Origin of the sequence: Catenuloplanes nepalensis (assembly GCF_030811575.1) — a bacterium.
Lineage (GTDB): Bacteria > Actinomycetota > Actinomycetes > Mycobacteriales > Micromonosporaceae > Catenuloplanes > Catenuloplanes nepalensis.
Window position 1 is genome coordinate 1710010 of sequence record NZ_JAUSRA010000001.1, and the last position, 21866, is coordinate 1731875.

At 68.3% G+C, this 21866-nt stretch carries 18 protein-coding genes; 7 read left to right on the top strand and 11 right to left on the bottom strand.

Annotation, left to right across the window (positions count from 1 at the left end; genetic code table 11):
- The first annotated feature begins 18 nt into the window (after positions 1 to 18).
- Positions 19 to 2379, top strand: coding sequence for an ATP-binding protein (locus J2S43_RS07115; protein ID WP_306827808.1), 2361 nt, complete (start codon positions 19 to 21; stop codon positions 2377 to 2379).
- Here the strand turns inward: J2S43_RS07115 and J2S43_RS07120 are convergent.
- The 3 genes from J2S43_RS07120 to J2S43_RS07130 all read right to left on the bottom strand — a co-directional run bounded on the left by J2S43_RS07120 (position 2366) and on the right by J2S43_RS07130 (position 4872).
- A complete protein-coding gene (locus J2S43_RS07120; protein ID WP_306827809.1) occupies positions 2366 to 3220 on the bottom strand; it encodes a methionyl-tRNA formyltransferase in 855 nt (284 codons plus the stop codon). The genes J2S43_RS07115 and J2S43_RS07120 overlap by 14 nt on opposite strands.
- A 117-nt stretch (positions 3221 to 3337) precedes the next feature.
- A complete protein-coding gene (locus tag J2S43_RS07125) occupies positions 3338 to 4390 on the bottom strand; it encodes a tyrosine-type recombinase/integrase (protein WP_306827810.1) in 1053 nt (350 codons plus the stop codon).
- Positions 4387 to 4872 (bottom strand): hypothetical protein, encoded by a 486-nt coding sequence (locus J2S43_RS07130; RefSeq protein ID WP_306827811.1) that lies wholly within the window; start codon positions 4870 to 4872, stop codon positions 4387 to 4389. The genes J2S43_RS07125 and J2S43_RS07130 overlap by 4 nt, the downstream gene beginning before the upstream one ends.
- Positions 4873 to 5810: 938 nt before the next feature.
- Between J2S43_RS07130 and J2S43_RS07135 the strand changes: the two genes are divergently transcribed.
- A complete protein-coding gene (locus tag J2S43_RS07135; RefSeq protein ID WP_306827812.1) occupies positions 5811 to 8273 on the top strand; it encodes a tetratricopeptide repeat protein in 2463 nt (820 codons plus the stop codon).
- Here the strand turns inward: J2S43_RS07135 and J2S43_RS07140 are convergent.
- Positions 8256 to 8873 carry a helix-turn-helix domain-containing protein gene (locus J2S43_RS07140; protein ID WP_306827813.1) on the bottom strand — a complete coding sequence of 206 codons (618 nt, stop codon included), beginning with the start codon at positions 8871 to 8873 and terminating at the stop codon, positions 8256 to 8258. The two genes, J2S43_RS07135 and J2S43_RS07140, sit on opposite strands and share 18 nt — an antisense overlap.
- A 204-nt stretch (positions 8874 to 9077) precedes the next feature.
- Between J2S43_RS07140 and J2S43_RS07145 the strand changes: the two genes are divergently transcribed.
- Positions 9078 to 9323: a hypothetical protein gene (locus J2S43_RS07145; protein ID WP_306827814.1), complete on the top strand. Its 246-nt coding sequence runs from the start codon at positions 9078 to 9080 to the stop codon at positions 9321 to 9323.
- A 129-nt stretch (positions 9324 to 9452) separates the two neighbouring features.
- Here J2S43_RS07145 and J2S43_RS07150 read toward each other — a convergent pair whose 3' ends face one another.
- The gene (locus J2S43_RS07150; RefSeq protein WP_306827816.1) at positions 9453 to 12434 is read right to left on the bottom strand and encodes a peptidoglycan-binding protein; all 2982 of its coding nucleotides are present in this window, start codon (positions 12432 to 12434) and stop codon (positions 9453 to 9455) included.
- Between the two features lie 181 nt (positions 12435 to 12615).
- On the opposite strand from J2S43_RS07150, the gene J2S43_RS07155 reads away from it, so the two are divergent.
- Positions 12616 to 14565: an Hsp70 family protein gene (locus J2S43_RS07155; protein WP_306827817.1), complete on the top strand. Its 1950-nt coding sequence runs from the start codon at positions 12616 to 12618 to the stop codon at positions 14563 to 14565.
- A 15-nt stretch (positions 14566 to 14580) separates the two neighbouring features.
- On the opposite strand, the gene J2S43_RS07160 is transcribed toward J2S43_RS07155, so the two are convergent.
- The 3 genes from J2S43_RS07160 to J2S43_RS07170 are packed head-to-tail and all read right to left on the bottom strand — an operon-like array spanning position 14581 to position 16142.
- Positions 14581 to 15069: a hypothetical protein gene (locus J2S43_RS07160; protein ID WP_306827818.1), complete on the bottom strand. Its 489-nt coding sequence runs from the start codon at positions 15067 to 15069 to the stop codon at positions 14581 to 14583.
- Positions 15070 to 15097: 28 nt separating this feature from the next.
- Positions 15098 to 15316 carry a DUF397 domain-containing protein gene (locus J2S43_RS07165; protein WP_306827819.1) on the bottom strand — a complete coding sequence of 73 codons (219 nt, stop codon included), beginning with the start codon at positions 15314 to 15316 and terminating at the stop codon, positions 15098 to 15100.
- A complete protein-coding gene (locus J2S43_RS07170; protein ID WP_306827820.1) occupies positions 15267 to 16142 on the bottom strand; it encodes a helix-turn-helix domain-containing protein in 876 nt (291 codons plus the stop codon). Before J2S43_RS07170 ends, J2S43_RS07165 begins: the two co-directional genes overlap by 50 nt.
- A 1238-nt stretch (positions 16143 to 17380) precedes the next feature.
- Here J2S43_RS07170 and J2S43_RS07175 point away from each other — a divergent pair.
- From J2S43_RS07175 to J2S43_RS07185, 3 genes are read left to right on the top strand one after another with little or no spacing between them, the layout of a single operon-like run.
- Entirely contained in the window at positions 17381 to 17641 is a 261-nt protein-coding gene (locus tag J2S43_RS07175; RefSeq protein ID WP_306827821.1) for a hypothetical protein, read from the top strand.
- Complete coding sequence (locus J2S43_RS07180; protein WP_306827822.1) at positions 17635 to 17943, top strand: hypothetical protein; 309 nt, start codon at positions 17635 to 17637, stop codon at positions 17941 to 17943. Before J2S43_RS07175 ends, J2S43_RS07180 begins: the two co-directional genes overlap by 7 nt.
- A gap of 16 nt (positions 17944 to 17959) precedes the next feature.
- A complete protein-coding gene (locus J2S43_RS07185; RefSeq protein WP_306827823.1) occupies positions 17960 to 18973 on the top strand; it encodes a hypothetical protein in 1014 nt (337 codons plus the stop codon).
- A 336-nt stretch (positions 18974 to 19309) separates the two neighbouring features.
- On the opposite strand, the gene J2S43_RS07190 is transcribed toward J2S43_RS07185, so the two are convergent.
- The 3 genes from J2S43_RS07190 to J2S43_RS07200 are packed head-to-tail and all read right to left on the bottom strand — an operon-like array spanning position 19310 to position 21570.
- Positions 19310 to 20770 (bottom strand): hypothetical protein, encoded by a 1461-nt coding sequence (locus tag J2S43_RS07190; RefSeq protein WP_306827824.1) that lies wholly within the window; start codon positions 20768 to 20770, stop codon positions 19310 to 19312.
- Positions 20767 to 21183: a hypothetical protein gene (locus J2S43_RS07195; RefSeq protein WP_306827825.1), complete on the bottom strand. Its 417-nt coding sequence runs from the start codon at positions 21181 to 21183 to the stop codon at positions 20767 to 20769. Before J2S43_RS07195 ends, J2S43_RS07190 begins: the two co-directional genes overlap by 4 nt.
- A gap of 33 nt (positions 21184 to 21216) precedes the next feature.
- Positions 21217 to 21570, bottom strand: coding sequence for a helix-turn-helix domain-containing protein (locus J2S43_RS07200; RefSeq protein WP_306827826.1), 354 nt, complete (start codon positions 21568 to 21570; stop codon positions 21217 to 21219).
- Positions 21571 to 21866: the final 296 nt, after the last annotated feature.

A 21866-nucleotide genomic window follows, 5' to 3' on the forward strand; every position in this document is an offset into this window, starting at 1 on the left:
TGATCGGAGAGCGCAGCCATGCCGGCCGACCCGGACGAGACGCGTCCGGCGGCGTCCGGCGACACCGGCCGCGCCAGACAGCCCCGTCTGATCCCGGGAGCGGACGTTCCGTTCGCGATCATGCCGTCGCAGCTTCCCGGCGACATTCGCGGTTTCGTCAACCGGCACACCGAGCTGACCAACCTCACCGAAGCCCTGGCCGACAACGCCGAGGAGGCCGTGGCGACGGTTGTTACGGTGATCACCGGTACGGCCGGGGTCGGCAAGACCTCCTTGGCGTTGCATTGGGCGCACCGCGTGCGGGACCGTTTCCCGGACGGGCAGTTGTACGTGAACCTGCGCGGCTACGACCCGGGGTCACCGGCGACGCCTGAGGAGGTGCTCGACCGGTTCCTTCGCGACCTCGGCGTACCGGTCTCGGTCATCCCGGTCGGTTTGGATGATCGCGCGTCGCTGTACCGTTCGCTGCTGGCCGACCGCCGGATGCTGGTGATCCTGGACAACGCCGCGACGATCGGGCAGGTCCGGCCGCTGCTGCCCGGGACCGCCGGTTCACCCGTTCTGGTGACCAGCCGCAGTCGCCTCTCCGGCCTGGTCACCCGGCACGGCGCCGCACGTGTCGGCGTGGACACCCTTCATGAGGACGACGCCGTTGCTTTACTGAGGAGCGTGACGGCACGGTACCGAGTCGGCGATCAACGCCACGAGCTGGTGGAGCTGGCCCGGCTCTGCGCACGACTGCCGCTGGCGTTGCGGATCGCCGCCGAACGCGCCGCCAGCCGGCCCATGATGCGCCTCAGCGAACTCATCGCCGACCTGCGCGATGAGTCGGGGTTGTGGGACGCGCTGACTGCGGAGGACGATGACACCGACGCCGTCCGTACGGTGTTCGCCTGGTCCTACCGGGCGCTGCCGGAGCCCGCGGCGCGCCTGTTCCGTCTCCTCGGCCTGCACCCCGGCACCGACTTCAGCCTGCCCGCCGCGGCGGCCGTGGCCGGCACCGACACCCGGACGGTGCGCCGGGACCTGGACGTGCTGGTCGGCGCACACCTGCTGGAGCAACCCGCTCCCGGCCGGTACCAGTTCCACGACCTACTGCGTGCCTACGCGTACGACCAGGTGCGTGCCCTCGAATCCGCCGACGCCCGCGCCGAGGCACTGCGCCGGATCATCGGCTGGTATCTGCACACGGCCGACGCCGCCCAGTCCCACATCGTTCCCTTCGACCGGTACCACCTGGCGAGGCCCGTCCCCGCGGACGTACACCTGCTCACCTTCGACAGCTACGCGAGCGCCCTGCGTTGGTACCAGACGGAGGCCGCCAACCTTGTTGGTGCGACCCGGGCCGCGGCCGAGGCGGGGCTGCATACGCTCGCCTGGCAGCTCGCGGCCGTGCTCCGCGCCCTCTACATCCATCAGAACGCCTTCGACGACTGGCTGACCACCAGCCGTATCGGCGCCGAGTCCGCCACCCGGTCCGGTGACCGCGTCGGACAGGCCGAGGCGTGGGAGAGCGCCGGCAAGGCATACTTCCAGGCCCGCCGGCTCGACGAGGCGGAGACCAGCCACCGCACCGCCCTGCACATCCGGCGGGAGATCGGCGACCGGTTCGGCGAGGCCAAGTCCACCAACGCACTCGGCCTGATCGGCCTGCGCCGCCGCTGGCTTGAGGACGCGCGGTCGTTCTTCGACCAGAGCCGGGAGATCTTCCATGATCTCGGTGAGCGCCGCTGGGAAGCCCTGATGCAGAGCAACCTCGCCGAGACCCTCTGCGAGTTGCAACAACCACGAGCCGCCGCGGACATCCTCCGCGAGACGCTGGCGGTGTTCCGTGACATCGGTGACCGTTTCGGTGAGGGCAACGCACTCTTCCTCGCCAGCTGGGCACACCGAGGGTTAGGCGATCTTGATGGTGCCCGTGCCGCCATCGATCAGGCGCTCGTCATCGCCGAGGAGGACGAGAACCAGGTGTGGCAGGCGCACTGGCTCGTCGAACTCGGCCACGTCCAGCGCGCCGCCGGGCAACCCGCCGACGCGTTGATCTCCTACCAGCGCGCGGCATCGATCCAACGGCAGCTGGGCGACCGCAGCCGTGAGGCGTTCGCGATCGAGGGCACCGGCCAGGCGTACGAACAGCTGGGCCGCATCGCCGAGGCCACGGACTTCTACCGGGTGGCCGCCGACACCCATCGCGAACTCGGCGACCGCTGGAGCCAGGCACGGAACCTGGACCACCTCGCGAACGTCCTCGCACAGCAGGATCGGCGAGCGGAGGCTAGGACCAACCTCGAACAGGCGGTGCCTCTACTCGCCGACTTTGACGATCCGGAAGCCCAGGCGTTGAGCCGGCGGATCGCCCAGGCGCTCAGCGACGGATAGCCGGCGGCTGCGCTGGCGCCGACTCGACGATCCAGACGGGTCCGTCCGCGCACTCCAACCGGATTCCCTCGGCCGGCTCCAGCCGGGTCTGCAACACCTTCAACCAGCGGTCGCCGACCTCGGCAACCGGAGCGTGCCGCGGGCCCATGAACCGGAACATTCGCACCTGGTTGTGCACCTGCGCCGTGGTCCGCGACCGGTCCACCACCGAGAGTTCGGGCTCCATGAACCCGGCATGGGACGCATCCGCATCAACCTGCGCCACCCCAGGCGCGCCCCGCACCACGAGGTCCAACGCGGTGCCCAGCACCTCGCCGAGAACCGGGCGGATCCGTTGCCACAGCCTTTGCGGGGTGACGTCGTCATCCAGCGGGATGCCGCCCTGCTGCGCCAGAATCGGACCGGTGTCGAATCGCTCGTCCATCCGGTGGACCGTCAACCCGATCTCCGCGTCACCGTTGCGGATCGCCCACAACACCGGAGCCGGACCCCGATACTTCGGCAACAACGACGAATGGATGTTGATGACACCCGCGCTGGGTGTGCGTAGCACCGCAGCGGGCAGCTTCCAGTTGAAGCCGTAGACGACCAGTAGGTCCAGCCGGTAGCCGGCCAGGGCATCCGCCAGGCCCTCAGCGGTACCGGGCAACACCAGATCCATACCCGCCGGTAATGCTTCCGTCAGCCTGCCGATAACCTCAGCCGCGCGAGCGTCCGTGGGGCTCCGCGGTTTCATCGATCGGCAGTGCACGTAGGCGACGGGTTCGTGACCCGCCGAGACACAGGCGGCGTGAAGGGTCTCGAACTCATCGGGACCAAAGGTCGCGAGAGCAACGCGCATCCGACCTGACACACGTCAGACACTACCCGACTGTCCGATGCCGACAGAGCCACGCCGCACGGTGGAGAGGCTTACGACCGGCACTTTCCTTCGCCGTTCGGCCGGGGAAGGAGCTGGTCAGCGAGCGGCAATAGGCGGCAGTCCACTGGGCCGGCCGTCGGTGGACAGCGGATGCGCTTCGCCGGTGAGAGCTGCCAAGGCTCGGGCAACCTCTTCGAGGGCCGCGCGGACGTAGGTGTAGGTGACGCCGGCGTCGTTCTTGCCCTCGTGGCCGGCATAGGCGCGGGCCACGGCATAGCCGAAGTGGCGTTCGACCCAGGTCAGCGTGGTGTAGCGCAGCCAGTGGGTGCTGACCTGCTGGCTGCGGACCCACGGCAGATGCCGGCCGATCCGGGACCAGAAGTGGTCGTACCGGCGGGAAGTGATGGGGTTGCCGTTGCGGTAGCGCAGAAGCTGCGCCTTCGGATCGCCGCCGCGTTGCTCGTGATGTGCCAGCAGTTGGGCCATCAACGTCGGCGAGACCGGCTGCCACCGCACGGTTCCGCCCTTCTCCCGGAGGAGGACCAGGCACTGTTGCGGGTCGAGGTCGGTGCGGCGGAGTGCGAGGGCACCACCCCGTCGGCAGGCGGTTTCGAGGTGAAACCGGAGGACGAGCGAGTCGAGTTCCGGGTCGTTGCCGGTGCTGCCGGCGATCTCGATGATCTCGGCGAGGCCGCTGTGCGGGAGGGCGCGCCGGGTGCTGGCGAGCCGGCGCGGCTTGGGTACTCGGGTGGCGGGGTTATCGGCCTCGGCGATGATGCCGTCGGCGACGGCGTACCGGTAGAGGCAGCGGGTCGCGGAGATCAGATGTTCGGCGGCGCTACGGCCGCCGCGCGCGTTGCTGCGGGTGACCGCTGCGGCTTTCGTGCGTTCGGCGAGCTGCCGGATCTCCAATGCGGTCGGTTCGTCGAGGCGGCGGTCGCCCCAGACGTCTTCGATCCGCTTCCAGTACGTGCTGTAGATGCGGCGGGTCCCGGGCGAGACCGACTCGGCGACCTGGCGAATGTAGGTGGTGAACGTCGGTATCTGGGCGGTGGGCGGCGTCGTAGACGTTAGTAGCTGTTCCGGTGTGACGCCGAGGCGCGTGAGCAGCAGGCGGGCGGCCTCGACTTCGGCGGCATGGCTGGTCACGACGCTTCCTCTGCGGCGTGACGGCCGTGATATTCGAGGAGCAGCGCGTCGAGCGTCGGCTTGGGGTACAGCACCAGCAGGCCGTGATCCGGCCAGGCCGCGGTCAGCACTCTGTCTCCGGAACTGAGCCGGCAGCGGTGCCGTACCGATGCGGGCAGTTGAAGGCGACACCGGGCGGTGACGGCCGCCGTGCCCGCACTGTCGGCTTCGACGATCAGCACGTGATGGTGAACGCTGATCTTGAGGCGGGTTCCCGGGAGCCAGCCGAGCGCTATCAGCGGTGATCGGTCGGCGAGACGGCCCGCAGAGTCGAGGGTGGTCATCGCGTACTCAAACGCGCCGGAGACGCGGCCGAGTTCCGGACGGGGCAGTGGGATCCCATCGCCGATCGTCAGCGACGAGCCTCTCGGCTGGTTGGTCGCCGCGCGCAGCAGATCGCCGACAGAGGCATCCCAGGGCTGCTGGTCTGGCTGACGTGACATGACCACGCTCCTGACAGGGGAAGCTCATGACCAGGTACCGGACCGGGGTTCTACGCCTCCGGCGTGCGCCAGCGTCCACAGTTCGGCATAGCGGCCACGCTGCGGATGCGTTGCGACAAGGGCAGGCGACAGCCAGGAACGGGCCTCAGCCGGAGCAGCGTTCGTCCTCAGGCACAGCCGGTGGTGCGGAGGCGCGAGCTGTTGCCGGATCGGTTACGGTCAGATAGATCGTGATTTCGTGCTGACATGCCCGCAGAGCGGCGGTGATGCGGTGGCGTTCGACGATGGAAGCACCCCGGCATCACCTCCGCGATGAGGAAGATCCGCCGCTCAGCTCGTCCTCCTGCACCGGATGGCGGTGCTCGCGGGAAACCGCGGCAGTCGAACCGCATGCTGAAAGGTAGGCGCGCGTCGGCGGAGCCCGGCCAGGGTCGCGAAGTCGATAAAGCATCCGAGAGTGCTGGTTAGGTCGAGTTCCTTGGTGACTTCCGAGCACATCCGTCATGCGGGTACCCACCAGCGTAGAGGTAGCCGCCGGCCATGCCCACGTGTCCCGGCAGACGGGCTCGACGAGCAGATCTTGTCGGTCCCAGGCTCGGTAATCAGCGTTGCGGTCGTGGCGTCGAGATGATGCTCAAAGATCAAGCGGTTGTGGGCGGCTGATTGTGTCCGCGAGGAGCGAGGGTCACTTGTTGACCACTGCTGATTTTTTTGATCAAGCCGTATCTAGTCAGCCACTAACTCTCTGTTAGCATCCGCCGCGCCAGTCGACGAAGGGCGCATGCACGGTCATGTCGATGAGAGTGCATCTAATCATGGCCTTGAAATACTGGAATGGACCCGATACCACGCCTGCAGGTCTATACGTTCACTCTTCGACGCGTCATGATGACGGGATGAAACCGCGGTCGATACTTTACGGTCTCCTATCAGTTACCGTGCTGTCCGCGCTTGTGATTCTCGGCTTCCATTTTGGCTGGTGGAGGTCGTTCACCAATCCGGAGAAGGGTATCTGGCCCTGGGCTGAGGCGATGAGCTGGATCGTCGGCATGACAACCGGCACCCTGTCGCTAATCGTCGCGCTCCGAGGCGGGTCACCTTTGGCACCTGCATCCGCCGCGCTAGAGCCGCCCCGCGACCCTACCCTGCTGGACCGCGAGAACGAGTACGACGGCCTACACGACGCATTGAGGCAGGACCGCCCGCCTGGTGTGATGCGGGTAGTTGGTCCGGCGGGATTCGGCAAGACGAAAGTCGTCGACAGCGTGCTCGGTGATCTGGACGAGGCCGGGTCATCGCTGACCGTGTACCGGCACGTTTTGACTCCCGGGATCCGTTTCGACGTCCGTACCCTCATCGGTGATCTTGAAGGCATGGACGAGCCAGTAAATTTGTATCCCGGCGAGACCCGGCTCGCCCGTCTGCGGCTCGCGCTGCGCAACGCCGGACTAACCCGCATCGTGATCGTCATTGAGGGCGCCGAGTACTTGGCAGTCCCGGACGGGCAGCACCACGTCGACCTCCAGCTAGACGAGGCACTGGAGGCGATTTACCGGCACGGCCACCCGCATCGCGCCACGGTCATCCTGGTCAGCCGGGACGTCCTAGGTTCGTCCGGTCCGCGGCTGTGGACGCAGGAGGCGGCGATTTCGATTGGCAAGCTGCCTCGTGCGGAATTCCGGAAGTTCTTGACGGACCGCGACCCGAAGCTCGGCAAGCTGCCCGAGGGGCGGCATGCGGTCCTTTACGACCGGCTCAATGGCAATCCGCGATGCGGACAGCTTATGATCGCTAGCGTCGCACTCGCCGCCCCCAGCCGCGGGTTCGAGATCAATGCCCTTGCGGATACCCTCGTCGGCCTCGATCCGCTGACCATGCCACGCCGGCTTGCCGGGATCCTGGTCGAGAACCTCGACGACCATTCCCGTGAGGTGATCCAGGCGGTAGCCGCGTTCCAGACGACGATCGACGCCGACGCGATCGCCGCGACCATCGCCCCGCCGGTCGCCCCGCCGCTGGTTACCGCAGCCCTGCAAAGGTTTGAGAAGCACGAGCTCGTTCGCCGGACCGACGAGGGGTACTACCTGACGTTCGCCGACGCCGACTGGTTCCTCCCGACCGACCCGGAGGCACGATCCGCGCTGTTGCACCGAGTCGAGAAGGTGCTGCGGCCGCGGCTACTGATGGATCTGCGCTCGCTCGACGACCTGCGCCTGCATTTCGCGTACGTCGCGGTGCTGATGGCCGACAGGCGCTATCCAATGGTTTACGCCGCGATGGAGTCGATGACCGGCGCCCTCAAGCGGTGGAACTGTGGACACCTACTACTCGCTGCGCGGAAGACGATTCAGGGCAAGATCGGTATACCCGGCCTGGAGATGCTCAACGACAACGAGCTGGGAAACGCGTACACATCGGTCGACGACTTTGATAGGGCGAACGTGGCCTACGGGCGGGCACTAGACAGGGCCAACAAGCTGGGTCATCCGGAGATCCGGGCCACGATTCGCTACAACTTCGGCATCTACTACTGGCTGTCCGGACGCGCTGACCTCGCCTACAACTATTACGAGGAAGCCCGGAAAGAGGCGTACCAGCAGCAGATACCAACGGTTCTACGAGCCGCGCTGAAGGAACTGGCCGAATGCCATCACCGCTGGGGTCAGTACGACCGTGCCTTCACCCGCGCGAACGAAGCGCTCACGCTCGCCGAGGGCGAGCCGGTCGGGCTGCTGCTTCGGATTGCCCGGTGGCACGTCGAGACCGGCAACACTGGGGCGGCGGAAGCCCTGATCCGGCGTGCTCGGGCAGCAGCCCGCGAAAGCGAGTGGCACCTAGCCGCTTGTCACGAGGCCGAGGCGGATCGACTGCTCGCTATCGGGTCCTTCGCATCTGCCGGTGACGAGGCGGCCACAGCGCTGGAACATGCGCTGCAAACCAACAACGCCGTATTGGTCCTCCAGGCTCGCACGACTCTTTGCTGGGCTGCGCTCTACGACGGGAAACCGGAGGAGGCCCGCCAGCACATCGAAGACGCGGAACCGTACCGGGCGCCCCGAAGCTCCCTGGTAGTGCCGGCTTTGAACGCGCTGTTGCACCAGAAGGCCGATCCCGCCAAGGCGGCGGAGCTCTTCCGGAGTCTCTCCGACGAGGCCCGGGAGCGGGTCCGGGACGAGCGCGACCGCGGCGCCCGCGACATGCTCGGGTTCGCGATCGCCGCGCTCTCCCCGCAGCCGGACGCCGCCCTTGAGCATCTCGCCACCCCAGATTTCGGCGCCCCGGTCCTGCGCGCGCGCCGCGATTTCCTCTTGAGAACACTTGCTGGGTACGCCCAACCCCCCGGCCGCGTCCAGTCGTTGCTCGACGCCCTGGCCGGTGGCTCCTCAACGCCCACGGACTGAACGCCCGTCCCCCGGCAGCCAGCCGAGTTCCTGCGCCCGCAGCACCGCCTGCATCCGGTTACCTACACCCATGTCCCGGTAGACCTGCTTAAGGATCCGGAACATCGCTCGCTCCGAGTAGCCGGCGGTGTCCGCCAGTTCCGCCACGGTCGACCCTGCTGCCAGTCGACGCAGCCATGACAGCCGCTCCTCCGACAAGGTCGCCGGTCCGGATGGTGGTGCGCCAGCCAGCATGGACAGCACCTCGGCGGGTAGGACGGCCTGCCCATCTGCGGTGGCCTCCACTGTTCGCAAAAGGACTGCAGGAGTAGCCGTACGCGGCAGAACCGACTGCGCGCCCATCCGCACCGCGCGGATCGCCGCGGGGTGCAAGTTCTGCAGCACAGCGATCACCGTGACCTCTGGCATGTCCTGCAGCGGGGCCAGCAGCCCCCAGTCGGAGCCGGCGAGCAACGTCAACAGGACGATGGCAGGACGGCGGGATTCCGCCCAGGAACGCACGTCTTCAGGAACCTGCACCTCGTGACCAGCCGCAGCCAACACCGTCGTCGCTCCACGGCCGAACAGGGGAAGCGGGTCTAGCACGGCGATATGCAGCACCGGGGAAGGCTAGACATCCGCGACCGAAACGGATAGAGCGGCGCGCGCAAAGAGGCAGAGACATGTCGTCGTAACGTCGCCGTCCTGCCACAACCGGTCATGGACCGGCATCTGAATCCTTCCGTAGCTTCTCAAGTGGAGACTTTCGCCAGGGAGGCGTCCATGGTTCCTGAAAATCCATACATTCCGGAACATCTCAGTGCCGTGATCGAGCAACTGACGCCGATATCGCGGCCCTTGCAGCTCACCGACCACGCCTGGATGCTCATTGTCAGGTGCTTTCGGACACCGCGCGACTATTACTTCGACTACATGAACGTCTACGAATGCCTTCGAAGTGGGGAGTGCTCGCGTGCGTGGGATCGCGGTGTGGGCGAGATCGAGCTGCCGTGGATCCTGTTCGTTCGATCCAAGCAGTGGGCATGGCCCGTCCCGCAGGACGCGAGCTAACCGTCAGAACCACGGCCTGGCCTATCGCGCTCATATCGACGGATCAGCCCCCATAGGTTAGCCCGAGCTCGCTGTTGCGAAACGGTAGGAATTCCGGTAGGCCTGCTGCACCGATAGGTGACATCTTGGCTATTCGACCTGCAGGATGTCCGGCATCAGGGTGATGATCTCTCGGTAGGTCGCTGCCGTCAGGTCCTCCGGGACCTCGGCCTCCCGCGCCTGGACGAGATCGTCGAGCAGGGTGCGTACCTCTGCGCGGTGGCCGGCCCGGTGTGCGATGCGGATGGCGTCGAGCCACGGGTGGTCGTCGGCGCGTTCCTGGTCGGCCTGCCAGGCGATGTCGACGGCCCACCGAGCACCCACGAGGTCGTCGGCGTCGAGGCAGAGCCGGACGTACTGGTGGGCGGTGTCGATGATCGCGGAGACGAGGTGGTGCGGTTGGATGTCGCTGTCCGGCAGCCACGCGTACGGGGTGCGGTAGCGAGTCGAGTAGGCCAGGTCGGCACCGGCGAGAGGCTGCCCGCGGACGAGCTCAAGCGCGCGACGAAGGTCGGCGGCGCCGTCCGGGCCGGCCGTCTCGGCGCGGGTCCGCAGCCGGCGGAACAGATGCCAGTCGAGCAGGTATCCGTCGTGGAGCCGGTAGGTGCGGTCGACGCTGTTGTTCGGCGGCAGCCACGGTTCGCCGTCGGTGGCCTCGGAGAGCCAGCGGCGGGTGCGGCTCATCGCGACCCGGCGGCTGCGCGGACTGACGATCGTCTCCGGCCACAGTGCGGCGTCGAGCTGCTCGCCGGTGGCGCCATGCCGTCCACGGGCGGCGAGGTAGACGACGATCTCGCGGTGGAACCTGAGCCGTTCGTCGGGTGGCGGGCCGGCGGCCTGGACGTCGACCGGGCCGAGGATCGCGATCCGCAGCCGGCCGGTGGCAGGGTCATGCCAGTCCGCGAGATCCGCGTCGAGCGTGGCATCGTCGTGCGGCTTCCGGCTGCGCGGGGCCGGGACTTCATCGGCGGGTACGGAACCGGGTGCCACGTCACCGGTCGGCTTCGGATCCGGTTCTGCGGCGGTGGTGTCCGCGGTCGGGAGCAGGTGGCCGTGAACGTCGGTGCCGTGTGCCCACTCCTCCGTGGCGGGCGGTACCGGCTCGTCGGCGGGCGTCGTCCGTGTGCCGGGCTGGCGGGATTGGACGCTGCGGAAGAGTCGTGCGAGGTTGGCGAGCTGGTCGGCGGGGAGGCCGGTGGCGTAGAGCCCGGTCGCGTCGAGCCAGTCGAGGACGACGACGCCGTCCGCGTCGATCCGCAACCCGAACCGGCTCTCCGTCCGCGCGGCCGCGACCTCCGGGCTTCCTGACCCGTACCCGCTGATGGTGTTGGAATCGTCGGGAGTCGCGGTGAGGATCACGAGCGGTGTCGGCGGCCCGTGGTGAGCGTCCCGGATCCGGGACGCGAGCGGAGAATTTGAGGGCAGCGCGTCCCAGCGGTGCGCGAGGACTGCGGCTTGAGCCGGGGTGGTGATACGGATGCGGTGCCCGCCGAGTGTGGTGAGGTGCTCGGCGTCGGTGGGGTTGAGGCCGACTACGGCGATGTCGGTGTCGTCGCACCAGGTGCTGGTCGCTAGTTCGGTGGCGAGGTAGCGGAGCATGTTCGTGGTCTGCCGGGAGTCGCCGGTGATCGACAGGACGCCGATGCGTTCCAGGTCGACGAGCAGGTGATGGCCTTCCGGATGTGAGGCGATGGTGACCAGCGTCGGCAGCAGCGCGACCTCGCCACCGGTCAGCGTGGGCAGGGTGGCGTCGGCGTCGAGTACCCATCGCCGGCCGGTCGTGTCCGCGAGGAACGGAAGGGGCGCGTCAACGGCCGGAGCGGTAAGGATGAGGTGCAGGGAGTCCTGGCCGATCCAGACCGCGATGATGTCCGGGAGCCGGTCGGCCGGGGTGTCCCGGAGCAGGAGCGGGAGGGCGCGCAGGGCGTGGTCGAGGCGTGCGACGTCGGCGGGCCGGGCTGCCGCTCGTACCGTCGTTTCGGTGTGGGGTTCTGGTGCCGCCGTCAGGCGGTGGTGCAGCCGGCGGTGCTGGCGAGCGCGGGTGCGCTGCCGGTGCAGACGACCGGCCAGAAGCGCGGCGAGCAGCCCGGACGTCGCCAGCGCTGCGGTGACGGGGAGCGCCAGGTCGAGCGGATCCGGCTCCTCGCTGTCCGGGGCCGACCGGGTGGGCGCCTCCGTGATGTCCGGCGTGGGCAGCGCCGGTGCGGCGTCCGCCTCGGGGCGTTCCGGGCGCGCGGTCGGCGACGGAGCGCGTTTCGGTGGGGGAGGCGCTGTCAGGTAGGTGCCGCGGGCGTGGGGGCGAGGTCCACGGTCGTGCGCCTCGGTAGGAAGGTTGAGCGTCCATCCGGGTGCGATGACGTCGGGGAAGTCGGGGTCGGTGGCGTACTGCGGGTTGAGGTCGGCGATCTCCAGGTAGCGGTCGGCTGTGCCGAGCGTGCGGGCGGAGATGTGCCACATCCAGTCGCCGTCGGCCACCCGATAACGAGAGGCAGCGGCCGCCGCCTCCTGCGGCAGTGATGCTGTCGTGCCGAGACGGGCGGCGGGCTGCGCGGCCGGGACGGCGTCGATGTGGCTGACCGCCGCGGGCGGAGAAGCGAACGCGACGCTGCCGCCGACACCCGCGGCGGCGGTGCCGGCCAGTCCGGCGGCGAGGGTGCGCAGCGGGCCGGGTAGCCGTGGCCGTGGCAGTCGGATGCCGGCGGTGACGGCGAGGATCTCGGCGGCGGTGACGTAGAGCAGCGTCGCGGCCAGGACCAGCCACAGCACGGCCAGGACGCCGGCCGCGCCGGTCACGATGAGCGAGACCGGCGCCTGGCCGGAGTCGTTGAGCAGTGTCTCCAGGTCGGCGGCGGTAGGCAGATACGTACGCCACCACTGGTACGTCAGCATGGCGGCCGCAGGTGGCCCACCGACGAACGCCAATACGCCGAGCAAAGACCAGAAGAACCGCACCGTACGCCCCGCCCGTGCGCGCAGTGAGGGCTGTGGCGGGGTGGCAGGCGCTGGCTCCCAGACCGAGTCGAGCCGGGTGATGCGGCGGTCAGCGTCGCGGTCGCCCTCCTGATCGGACACAGCGACCCCTTCCGACCGGATCGGCGAATCGGCGGATGGTGACCGCCGAACGACCGTCATACCGCTGCGTCCAGACAGGCGGCCACCCGATAACCGCGGAACTTTCACCATCTGCACATGCGAGATCACCTCGTGCTGAATGGTGCTGCCCCGTCCACCCCCGTGCGGCAGACTTCCGCACATGCCGGCCCTCACCGCGCACCTGTGCATCGACTACGGCACCGCCACCACCACCGCCCTGCTGTCCACCCCGGACGGACGCTGGCAACCCGTCGTCATCGACGGCACCACCACCATCCCCAGCGGCATCTGGCTCGACACCACCACCAACACCCTGCTCACTGGTGCTGCCGCTGTTGACGCCGCGCGGGTACAGCCCGACGCCTGGCTCGCCGCACCGCTACGACACCTCGGTAGCGGTCCAGTCCCGGTTGCGGGAACCTTGCTGGATCCGGTCGAGGCGGTCGCCGCCGTGTTCCGCACCGTCGCCGGGCAGGCGACTGGGCTCGCCGGGGCGCCGATCGGTGGGCTGACGCTGGTCGTGCCGTGCTGGTGGGGACCGCACCGCCGCCACCAGCTTCGGCTCGCCGCCGGCAAAGCCGGACTTCCCGAACCTCGGCTGATCGCCGACGCCGCAGCCATTGCCACGCATTGGGCCGCCTGGTCCGCCACACCCGTCGAGCCCGGCACCTGCACATTGGTGATCAACGCGGGTGCGAGCGGACTCACCCTCGCCGTCGCCCAGCACGCCGACGACGGCGTGCACCTCCTCGCGCACCACACCATCCCGCACACCGACGCCGCTCACATCGACACCACCCTTGCCGAACTCGCCGTCGCGCGCGCCGGCGGCGGCGCGAAGCTGTGGGAGTGGCTGGCCGCGCCGGAACACGCCGTCGAACGGCATCAACTACTCGACGCGGTCCGCGCGGCGAAGGAAAGCCTGGGACGGCAGGCAGCCCGCGCGGCGATCGTGCTGCCCGAACCGTACCCACCGGTGGTCCTGGACCAGGACGCGCTCAGCGCGGCGGCCGCCGGGCTGCGGGAGCAGCTACCGGGAGCGGTGGCCCAGGTCCTCGCGGCGGCGGATACCCGGGGAGAGGATCTCACCGTCCTGCTGCTTGCCGGTGGTCACGCGGCCCTGCCCGGGATCGCTGAGACGGCACGAGAAGCAACCGGTCTTCCGCTGATCTCGATCAGCCGCCCGGACGCGACCGTGGACGGTGCGATGCGCATCGCCGCACCGCAGATCGCCCAGATGCAGGCTGCGGTCGTGCCGGATGTTCCCGCGCCGCAGGTCAAGTACAAGTTGCGGAGTCTCGGCGCGCCGATCCTGCTCGCCGTCGCCGCGCTCGTCATGCTCACCCACACCCTGGAAACGGCCTGGACTCGCGATAACGGCGGCGTCCCGTACGCCGCGTTCGTGGAACTCCCGCGACTCGGGGTCAGCGGCCTGCTCATCGCGTTCGCCGGGTGGAGCAACGGCACCAGCATCGCCTACCTGCTCCACACCGCCGCGACCACCGCCGGCGAGCTGGCCGCCAGCACCCGCATCGCCCGCCGCGCCCTGCTCACCGCCGCCGCAGCCACCCTCGCCCTCGCCGCGGCATTCGGCGTCGCCGCCAGCGCCCACTTCAACCTTTACCAGGACACCTTCCCCCGCTGGCCGATCCTGTTCGCCCTACCCGTCGTCGTCCTCACCGCTGCGGCCGGGCTGCTTATCAGTCGCATCCCGCCTGCCGATATCCCGACCTGGGTCCGCGACTGCCGCACACCCATTGCCGCCACGCTCATCGCGGCCCTCGGCATCATCATCAACGGTGCGGCTACCTCCGGCACTGTCCCGGACGTTCTGGAGGCGGTCGTCTCCCTCGCCACCGTCGAACGCCTCGGCGTCGCCATCCTCGGCATCGGCATAGCCCTCACGATCGTCTACACCCGCACCGCACGCCTCATCACCGGGTCCGGCCTCGCCATCGCCTTCGCTGTCCTCTACACCTTCCGCACCAGGGACTACTACATCTGGGCCTTCACCACCATCTTCATGTGGTGGGTCCTCACCACCCTCGTGCACACGGTCCGGACCGCCTCGCCTGCGCTCGACGCCCGCATACGACTTCTTCTGAAGTAGGCGGAACGGAAGGGGTCAGTCGCTGACCCCGAGGTGCAGCAGCCACATCCTGTCACCCGCCAGAACAGCGACATCGAGGTACGAGCCCTCGTACCAGCCGGGGCACTCCACCTCGACAGTCCAGGACGGCGCGGACTCCGGCCAGATCAGGCCGAGCAGCGCCTCGGTCCAGTCAGCCAGCGCCCGGACCACCCCCATCGGTACGTCGTGCGACGCCAGCTCGGAGGGAATGAACCGGGCCGGCAGCGCCGATCGCACGAGCGGCGTCCACGCCTCCGCCAGCGAGAGCACATCGACACGGCACCCGGCCGGCAGCAAAGCGGTGACCGACGTGGCGACGTCACCGTCGACCAGCGGACCGTCGGCCAGCGTGAACGTGCACCCGTGATTGGTCGCCAGGAGTAGATCCTCCAAGACGCCGAGAGCCCGCCGGACCATCTCCGGTACCTCCTCGGCGCCCGCGTCGACGACCACCGGGAACCTGCTCCAGTCGTACCCAGTCATGCCAATCAGGCTAGGTCGCTCCCCCGGTTCACGAGGTGGCCGCAACCCTGACCTTCCCTGACACGACCGCGCCGAGGAAGAGCGTCCATGCCCCGGCGTGAACGTTCAGGATCGGGCCGTCCTCTCCCTGCTTGCTGTCGCGGATGTGCACGTCGGAGGCTGCCGTGCGGGCCTCGACGCATTGGCCGCCGCTGCCGCTAGAGCGGCTGGACTTCGTCCACTGGGTCGTGAGGCCACGGGTCTTCATGAGCGATCTCCTTCAGTGGTACTGACTTCGCCTTGCACCGATCGAAGTACATCAGGTACGTCTCGACCTCGTCCGGGTTCTCGCTGTACCGGGCTCCAACGAGAGACTCCTGGTAGACCACGTCCGGGTCCTCCGGATCGGGAAGACTCAGAACTGTGAATGCCGACTCGCCGCTCAGGGCGTGTGCGCCCACGTCTGTGGGTAGCACGCGGACGTCCATGCCGTCTCGTTCTGCCAGTTCGTAGAGGTGGGATCGCTGCGCGGTCATGACTTCCGGTCCTCCGACAAGCTGCTGGAGGACGCTCTGCGGGATGAGCGCGGTGAGTTGGGTGGGGGTCTGATGGCGAGTGATCGCCTCCTGGCGATGCCGGCGCAGCTCAAGGTTTCGGCTGACGTCGGCGGGATCGGCACCCGAGGCCAAAAACAACGCACGGGCGTAGTCCGGCGTCTGGAGCAGTCCGTGGATCACACCGGGATCGAAGATCAGCAGGCGGGCCGCGGCGGCTTCCAGGTCCAGGTACATCGATAGCGACGGCTTGACGCCGTACTCGCCCCACCACGGTTCGGCACCCGTGCGGTCGGCGAGTGAGACGAGCGCCTCCAGGATCGAAGAATCAGTGACGTTGAAGAATCGGCAGAGTTCGTAGACCTCGCCCGGTTTGGTCGCACGGGTTCCGGCCTCGATCCGGTTCAGCGTGCTTCGGGACATGACTTTGGCCTTCTCGACGTCCATCTGGGTCACGTGAGCGCCGGTACGCAGCTTCTTCAGCTTGCGTCCGAGGCTGCGCCGGATGGTTGTCGGGCCGCTCAAGTCCGCCACGGTCACCTCCAAAGTGTGTCACGTAGATACATGTCTCAGCCACATGAAGTAGTGACTGAGACAATTTGCTCAGTGCTGATTCTGCCGGACACGCATCCAGCTGCCTACATCCCTCAGATGTGTGTCAGAGAGACACATTGCACGGTGACGTGAACCCCGGGAGGCTTGGTGCACCCGATACGAGGTTCCTGCAGCTGAACCAGCCCTTCGGGTGCGCGCAGACGGCCTGGAGCTACGGGCGTTCGATCGAATGGAGGTCAACATGAGCGGGGCGAAGCCTCAGGCCGAGATCGAGCCGCGGGCGTTCTTCGTTTCAGCCAATGAGGCGCATCCGAGCACCGGTCCAGACGCGCGCCATCCGGACGACGTCACGCCGCCCCGGTCGTACCACCGTGGTCAGCGCGTTTGGGTGTGGTCCTCTCCGTTCGGCCGGTGGCTTCCTGGGGTTGTAGAACGTGTGTCGGCTACAGCGGCGGGGATCACCTACCAGCTACCGGGCGGCGGTACAGCCAACGACGACGTCATGCCGGAGTGCCTCGTTGCTCGGCCTACGGATGTTCCGACGGGCAGCGAGGTAGTGACGCATGACGCTGCCTGATCGGCCGAAAGCCGGCACCGACCTGGGCGGTGCCCAGTGCCGCGCAAACCAACGGTCTATACGCGGTCGCCGCACCCGAACCACCACGCTCCCGCTAGCAGCAGCCGCGAGCGGGTCGGGCACCGCCGATCCCTGGCTCGCATCCAGGAGTACGAGGCAGTGTGCCCGCGGTGTGCCGCCTTCTCAGTCCCGCAGCTGAGACGGCGGCACACCGCTCACCGACACCCTGTCCATCTGATCAGGAGGCCCAGATGCCAGGAACAACGCGAAGTCCGCAGCCGACCAGGGAGAGCTGCGTTAAGCGCACACAACCGAGGACCAGGAAGGCGGTGGATGCTGCAGGTAAGCCGCCAGCAGCGGCCATGTCGGGGATACATCCGGTTCCGGCGGTATCGGGGGCGTTAGCCGCCTGTCTGCGCGCAGGGCTGAGGGTGTACGCGGCGCGGCAAGGAGCGCTATGGGGCGGGGTGAGCTGTTCAACCGGAGCCCACCGGATGGCTGTGCGGGTGAACCCCGCCGCCGATGCGCGCCATCGGGCTCCGGAGGCGTTGATGGAAACGAATCACGGGTACCGCGAATCGTTCCGCGCGAACATGGCACGCAGCGAAGCTTCCACCACCGGCGATACACCTTCCGGGCCGTACCGATGAGCGTCCGGAAGCTCCTCACCAGCGGTGACGTGCTCCGGCTCGCTGTCGACGACTACAAGTTCGGCACGCTCGATCCCCTGAGGCTGAGGATCGAACGGGTCGTCGAGGTGCATGACCTGGAGGACGGGCGGTGGGTCGAGGTGGCCGGCGTCATGCTGAATTCTGAAGGCTCGCCGATCAAACCGCGTCCGTACACCCTGGTACGCGCGGAGGCGATTCGCCGGGTGCAGCGCAGCACGGAGGCGGCCGCATGCTGACCGATCCCGACTCGCCGCGAACCGGGTGGACCCTTTCCACCTGTGTTGCCGGTGCAGAGAGTGCAGAAGCCGCTCACCGAGCCGGCGCTCCGTGTAGTCCGCGATGCGCCGGTGACGGGTGTCCCATCCCGCAGGGCCTCCGGTCAGGCGCTCTGCTGGCAGCCAGCCTCATCATCGACACGCATGCGGCAGGCATCGACTGCGATGAGAACTGCGGCGGCGACGACGCTTGCGATCGGCTGGACGAGGCCCTGGCGCTCATGGTGGCCGAACAAGAGTTGTACCGGGTTCTCGACGTGTGAACCAACTCCGGTTCTGATGCTGCTTCTGCCGAACACGCGCAGCCGTCTGCATCTGCACCCCCGCAGGCTCCCGCTCGCCGCATCCGCGAGCGGGACGGGCGGTGCCGCCACTCCCTGGCTCGCGACTCGGGATCTGTCCACGGCGGCCGCCCACCGGTGTGCCGCCGCCTCCCAGCCGTTCCCGGCTGCGCGGCGGCACACCACCAACCCCCACCAGACGATCAAGGAGTACGGCACCATGGCAGACACCGACAGCACGGCACTCCTTTCCGGCACCGCCCACATCGGTGCCGGGAGCAACGACGAGCGGTTGCAGATCACGCCCGCCCCGACGGGCGGACTCGCGCTGCGGACGACCGGCCAGGCGCTCGTGATTTCCGAGGCGACGTTCCGCGCGTTCGTCCACGACATCGTGAGGAGCGCGGCCGGCGAGCTGATCGCGCACCCCGACTGGTGCCTACGAACCGAGGCGCCAGGAGGCCGGCATCGTTCCAGAGTCCTCTGGGCATCGCTGCCCGGCGACGACACCTGCGCCCGCTTCTGGACCATTCAGGAACCGGGCGCGACCAGCCAGATACTGCTGTTCGCAGTCGAGGAAGAGGACTACGACCGCAAAACCCTGCGGCTGGAGGGCCAGCAGGCCACCCGACTCGCTTCGGTTGCCGGCCAGCTCGACCGCATCGCCGCCGACACGACCACGCCGTTCGCCGAGGACGAACACCCGCACTGGTGCACCGGCACCGAGGAAGGAAACGAGCCGCACCGTTCCGAACGGCTCGCCATCACCGTCGACGACGACCTCCAGGGCATCTGGATGTACCTCGCACGCACCAAGACGACCGACGCGCTCGTGCCCGCCACTACCGCCGCCTGGCTGGAGATCCGGGAGGACGGGCACTCCAACATCTGGCTGCTCGCTCTCCACCAACTGCCACTCATCCGGTACGCCGCCGCCGAGGCTCTGCAATGGCAGGCTCACCCGGCCGCACCCGACCCCGCCGGTGCCCCCGCTCAGCAGCTGGCGAGCTGATACCGGGCATCTTGCCCGGGGCAGGCACGCTCAAGAACGATCACCGGACTCGCGGCTCTTCGGGACGCACCGCCGTTCCCGAAGGCGGACAACATCGCGAGGCATCGTTGACGTACACCTTCCCGGGCCGGCGTTTTACCGTCCGGCACGCGTCAGGTCTGCCTGATGCATGGGCGTCGGCGTCCGGCCCGCTTCTCGGAGAGCCGCAGGAGCGGGCCGGTCGGCGTTCGAGCACGTCAGGTGCGCGCGCGTAACGAACGTGAGTATCGATGAACTCTTTGAAGGCTGCTATCCCGCTCGATCTGGGTACGATGCGCATCCCGTGCAGCAGTACGGCTACCGGCCACGGCCGTGAGGACGATCGGGTGACGCCTGTGGCAGCGGGGGAGGATGCCCGCGTAACCGGGTCGAGTTCGCGGCCCGCCCGGAACGTACGTTGTCGAGCTGGCCGGCGATGGCGGTGACACTGCCGGCCCGTTCTGCGGCGTCGTCGTGCCCGTGCTGCGCCGAGGTGAGCGTGCGCAGCCGGTCAGCCAGTGTCGCGACGGGGCCGTCGAGTTCGGTCATGACCTGCCACTGGGACCGTGTCCGATGAATGAGCTGGCCGCTGGTGCCGGTCATCACGAACGTGTACGCCAGCAGGCGCCCCTGCGTGATCCCCTGCTTCAACGCGAACCGTAGGCCTGCGGCGAGGTCCGGCAGCCACCGTGCCGCCGTATGCACCAACTCGGCCTGGCTACCCCGGATCGTCGCGACGTCCATTTCCCGGAGCAGCCTGGCCGCAGCGGCGACGGCAGGCCGCATCGGATAGGTCATGCCCGGCTGGGCGCCGAGCTTGCCGGCCAGGCGAGCTGTCTGCTCCCACAACACCGCTGTCGCATCCGGGTCGGCCACAGTGCCGTCGGAACGCGTGGTACGCGTGGTACGCCCGACGGTAGCTGCAAGAGCCGCGAGCCGGGACCCGAGCGTGCACGCATCCGCGATATCGACCATCGTGACCCGCTCGGGATGCTGAAACATGTGCGCGGCAACCGACTGCACCACCACCAGCACATCACGGATCTTGGTGACCGGCCGCCCCGCCACGTCACCCGGAACAGCTATCCGAAGATGTCGCAGCACCGACGACTGCGACCTCGCCGCCGCCCGCTCCAACCACCGCGACACCGACCGGTCCGACAACACCGCGATCGACCGCAGCTCGCCGGCATGGATCTCCCGTAGCCGAGCAGAGGCAGCCCCGCCCCGCCGTCCCAGCGACCGGTGCAACTCTTGATCGACACGGCAGGCGGCGGCCGTGACCGAGGCGAGATCGCCGAGCGCGCCTGCCACGCCGGCACCGCGGCGGATCGCCGTACCGACCTGGCTTCGTGCCCGGCCGGCCGGCTCCAGATGACTGGCCAGTACATCTCCCGCCGCCCGCAGCGCGGACGCCGCCACCACCAGGTCTCCGGCAACCCCATCACCGGTACGCGCCGGTGGCCACCGGCGGGACTCGCCCTCCCCCGCGGTGGCGACCACCGCGCGCAGCAGCCGGTTCACGTCCTCCGGCGTACCACGCCGTCCCGCCGTCATCACCGCACGCAGCTCCGTGGAGGACTGCCGGAACACCGGAACAGCCTCCTCGTCGACCCCGATCACCAGCTCCCGGAGCCGCTCCACCCCGTCATACACCGCCCGGCGGGCCGCCAGCGCCCCGACCGCCCCCGGATGAATGACGACACCGGCCTCCCGCGCGGTCACCACCGCGGCATCCAGCGACGTCATCGCGCGATCGAGCCAGTCTCCGTACGTCATCCCGGCCGCCGCGCCATGCTCCGCAAGTCAGCCGCCGCCGTCACCAGCTCCCACCGCCGGTCGACCGACAGGCTCGGATCCTCACCGAGCAGGTCCAGGCCGTCCGCGGCCGCTAACGCCATCTGCCGGGCGGCCTCCAGCGTGACAGGATCATCCGTGGCCGGGGTGACCAAGACTCTGTAGTGCAGGGCGTCGGGGAACAGCATCGACACCATCAGGTTCGACTCCATCCCCAGGCGGTTCCACCCCCGGGCCACCTCGCTGCGGGAATCCAAGGTGATCCACCCATGCGCCAGCAGCTGCAACGCCAACGGCACCGCCTCCGCCACCCGCTCCGGCACCAGCAACGCCGCATGCACGATCCGGATCGCCTCCGGCAGCTCGTCGTAGACGACCTCATCCGCGTCCGACATGGACCCTCCCCACTCCAGACGAGCCCCGGCCGGTCAGGCCGTACCGAGTAGCTCGAGAATCGATGGGACCGGCACCCGATACCGGCGACCGATCCGCAACAGATGCACCGGGAACTCACCCGACTTCGCCAGCTGGTACGACTTCGACCGCCCGATCCCGAGAATCGCCCCGGCCGTCTCCACGTCCGTCGTCGACCCCAGGTCCCGCACCGCGTCGATCGTCCACACCCTGCTGCGAGGCCGCGTCGTTCCACCGGCGCCTTGCACTGTCGTATTCATAGACCCCTCCGTACACGCCGCCGGCGTTTTCTGTGGACAACCAGCTGCCTGTGGATAACGCAGAGGAGGCTTCCGTTCGTGTGTTAGCGGCACCGCTGCGCTGGTCATCCAGCGGCCAGGCTGGTTGATGCAATGGCCTCCATCGCCTCACGCCGGGTGCGGCCCCCACCCGCATTCCGCGCGTACGTGCGCTACTCCGGCGAGCCGACGCCGTCATCGGCTACGCGGGTGAGAGGAATGACTCGTTCGTGCTCCGCGCGGCGACCATGCCGCGAGATACAGGCCGGGTAACCCGTTCGAGCGATGAGAGTAACGCCAGCGCTCTTAATCGATTAAGTTGTTCGGTGCGGGCCAGCACGGCCGGTGAAGTGCAGCAGGTTTCGCGATCGTCGGGGTGGAGCGGC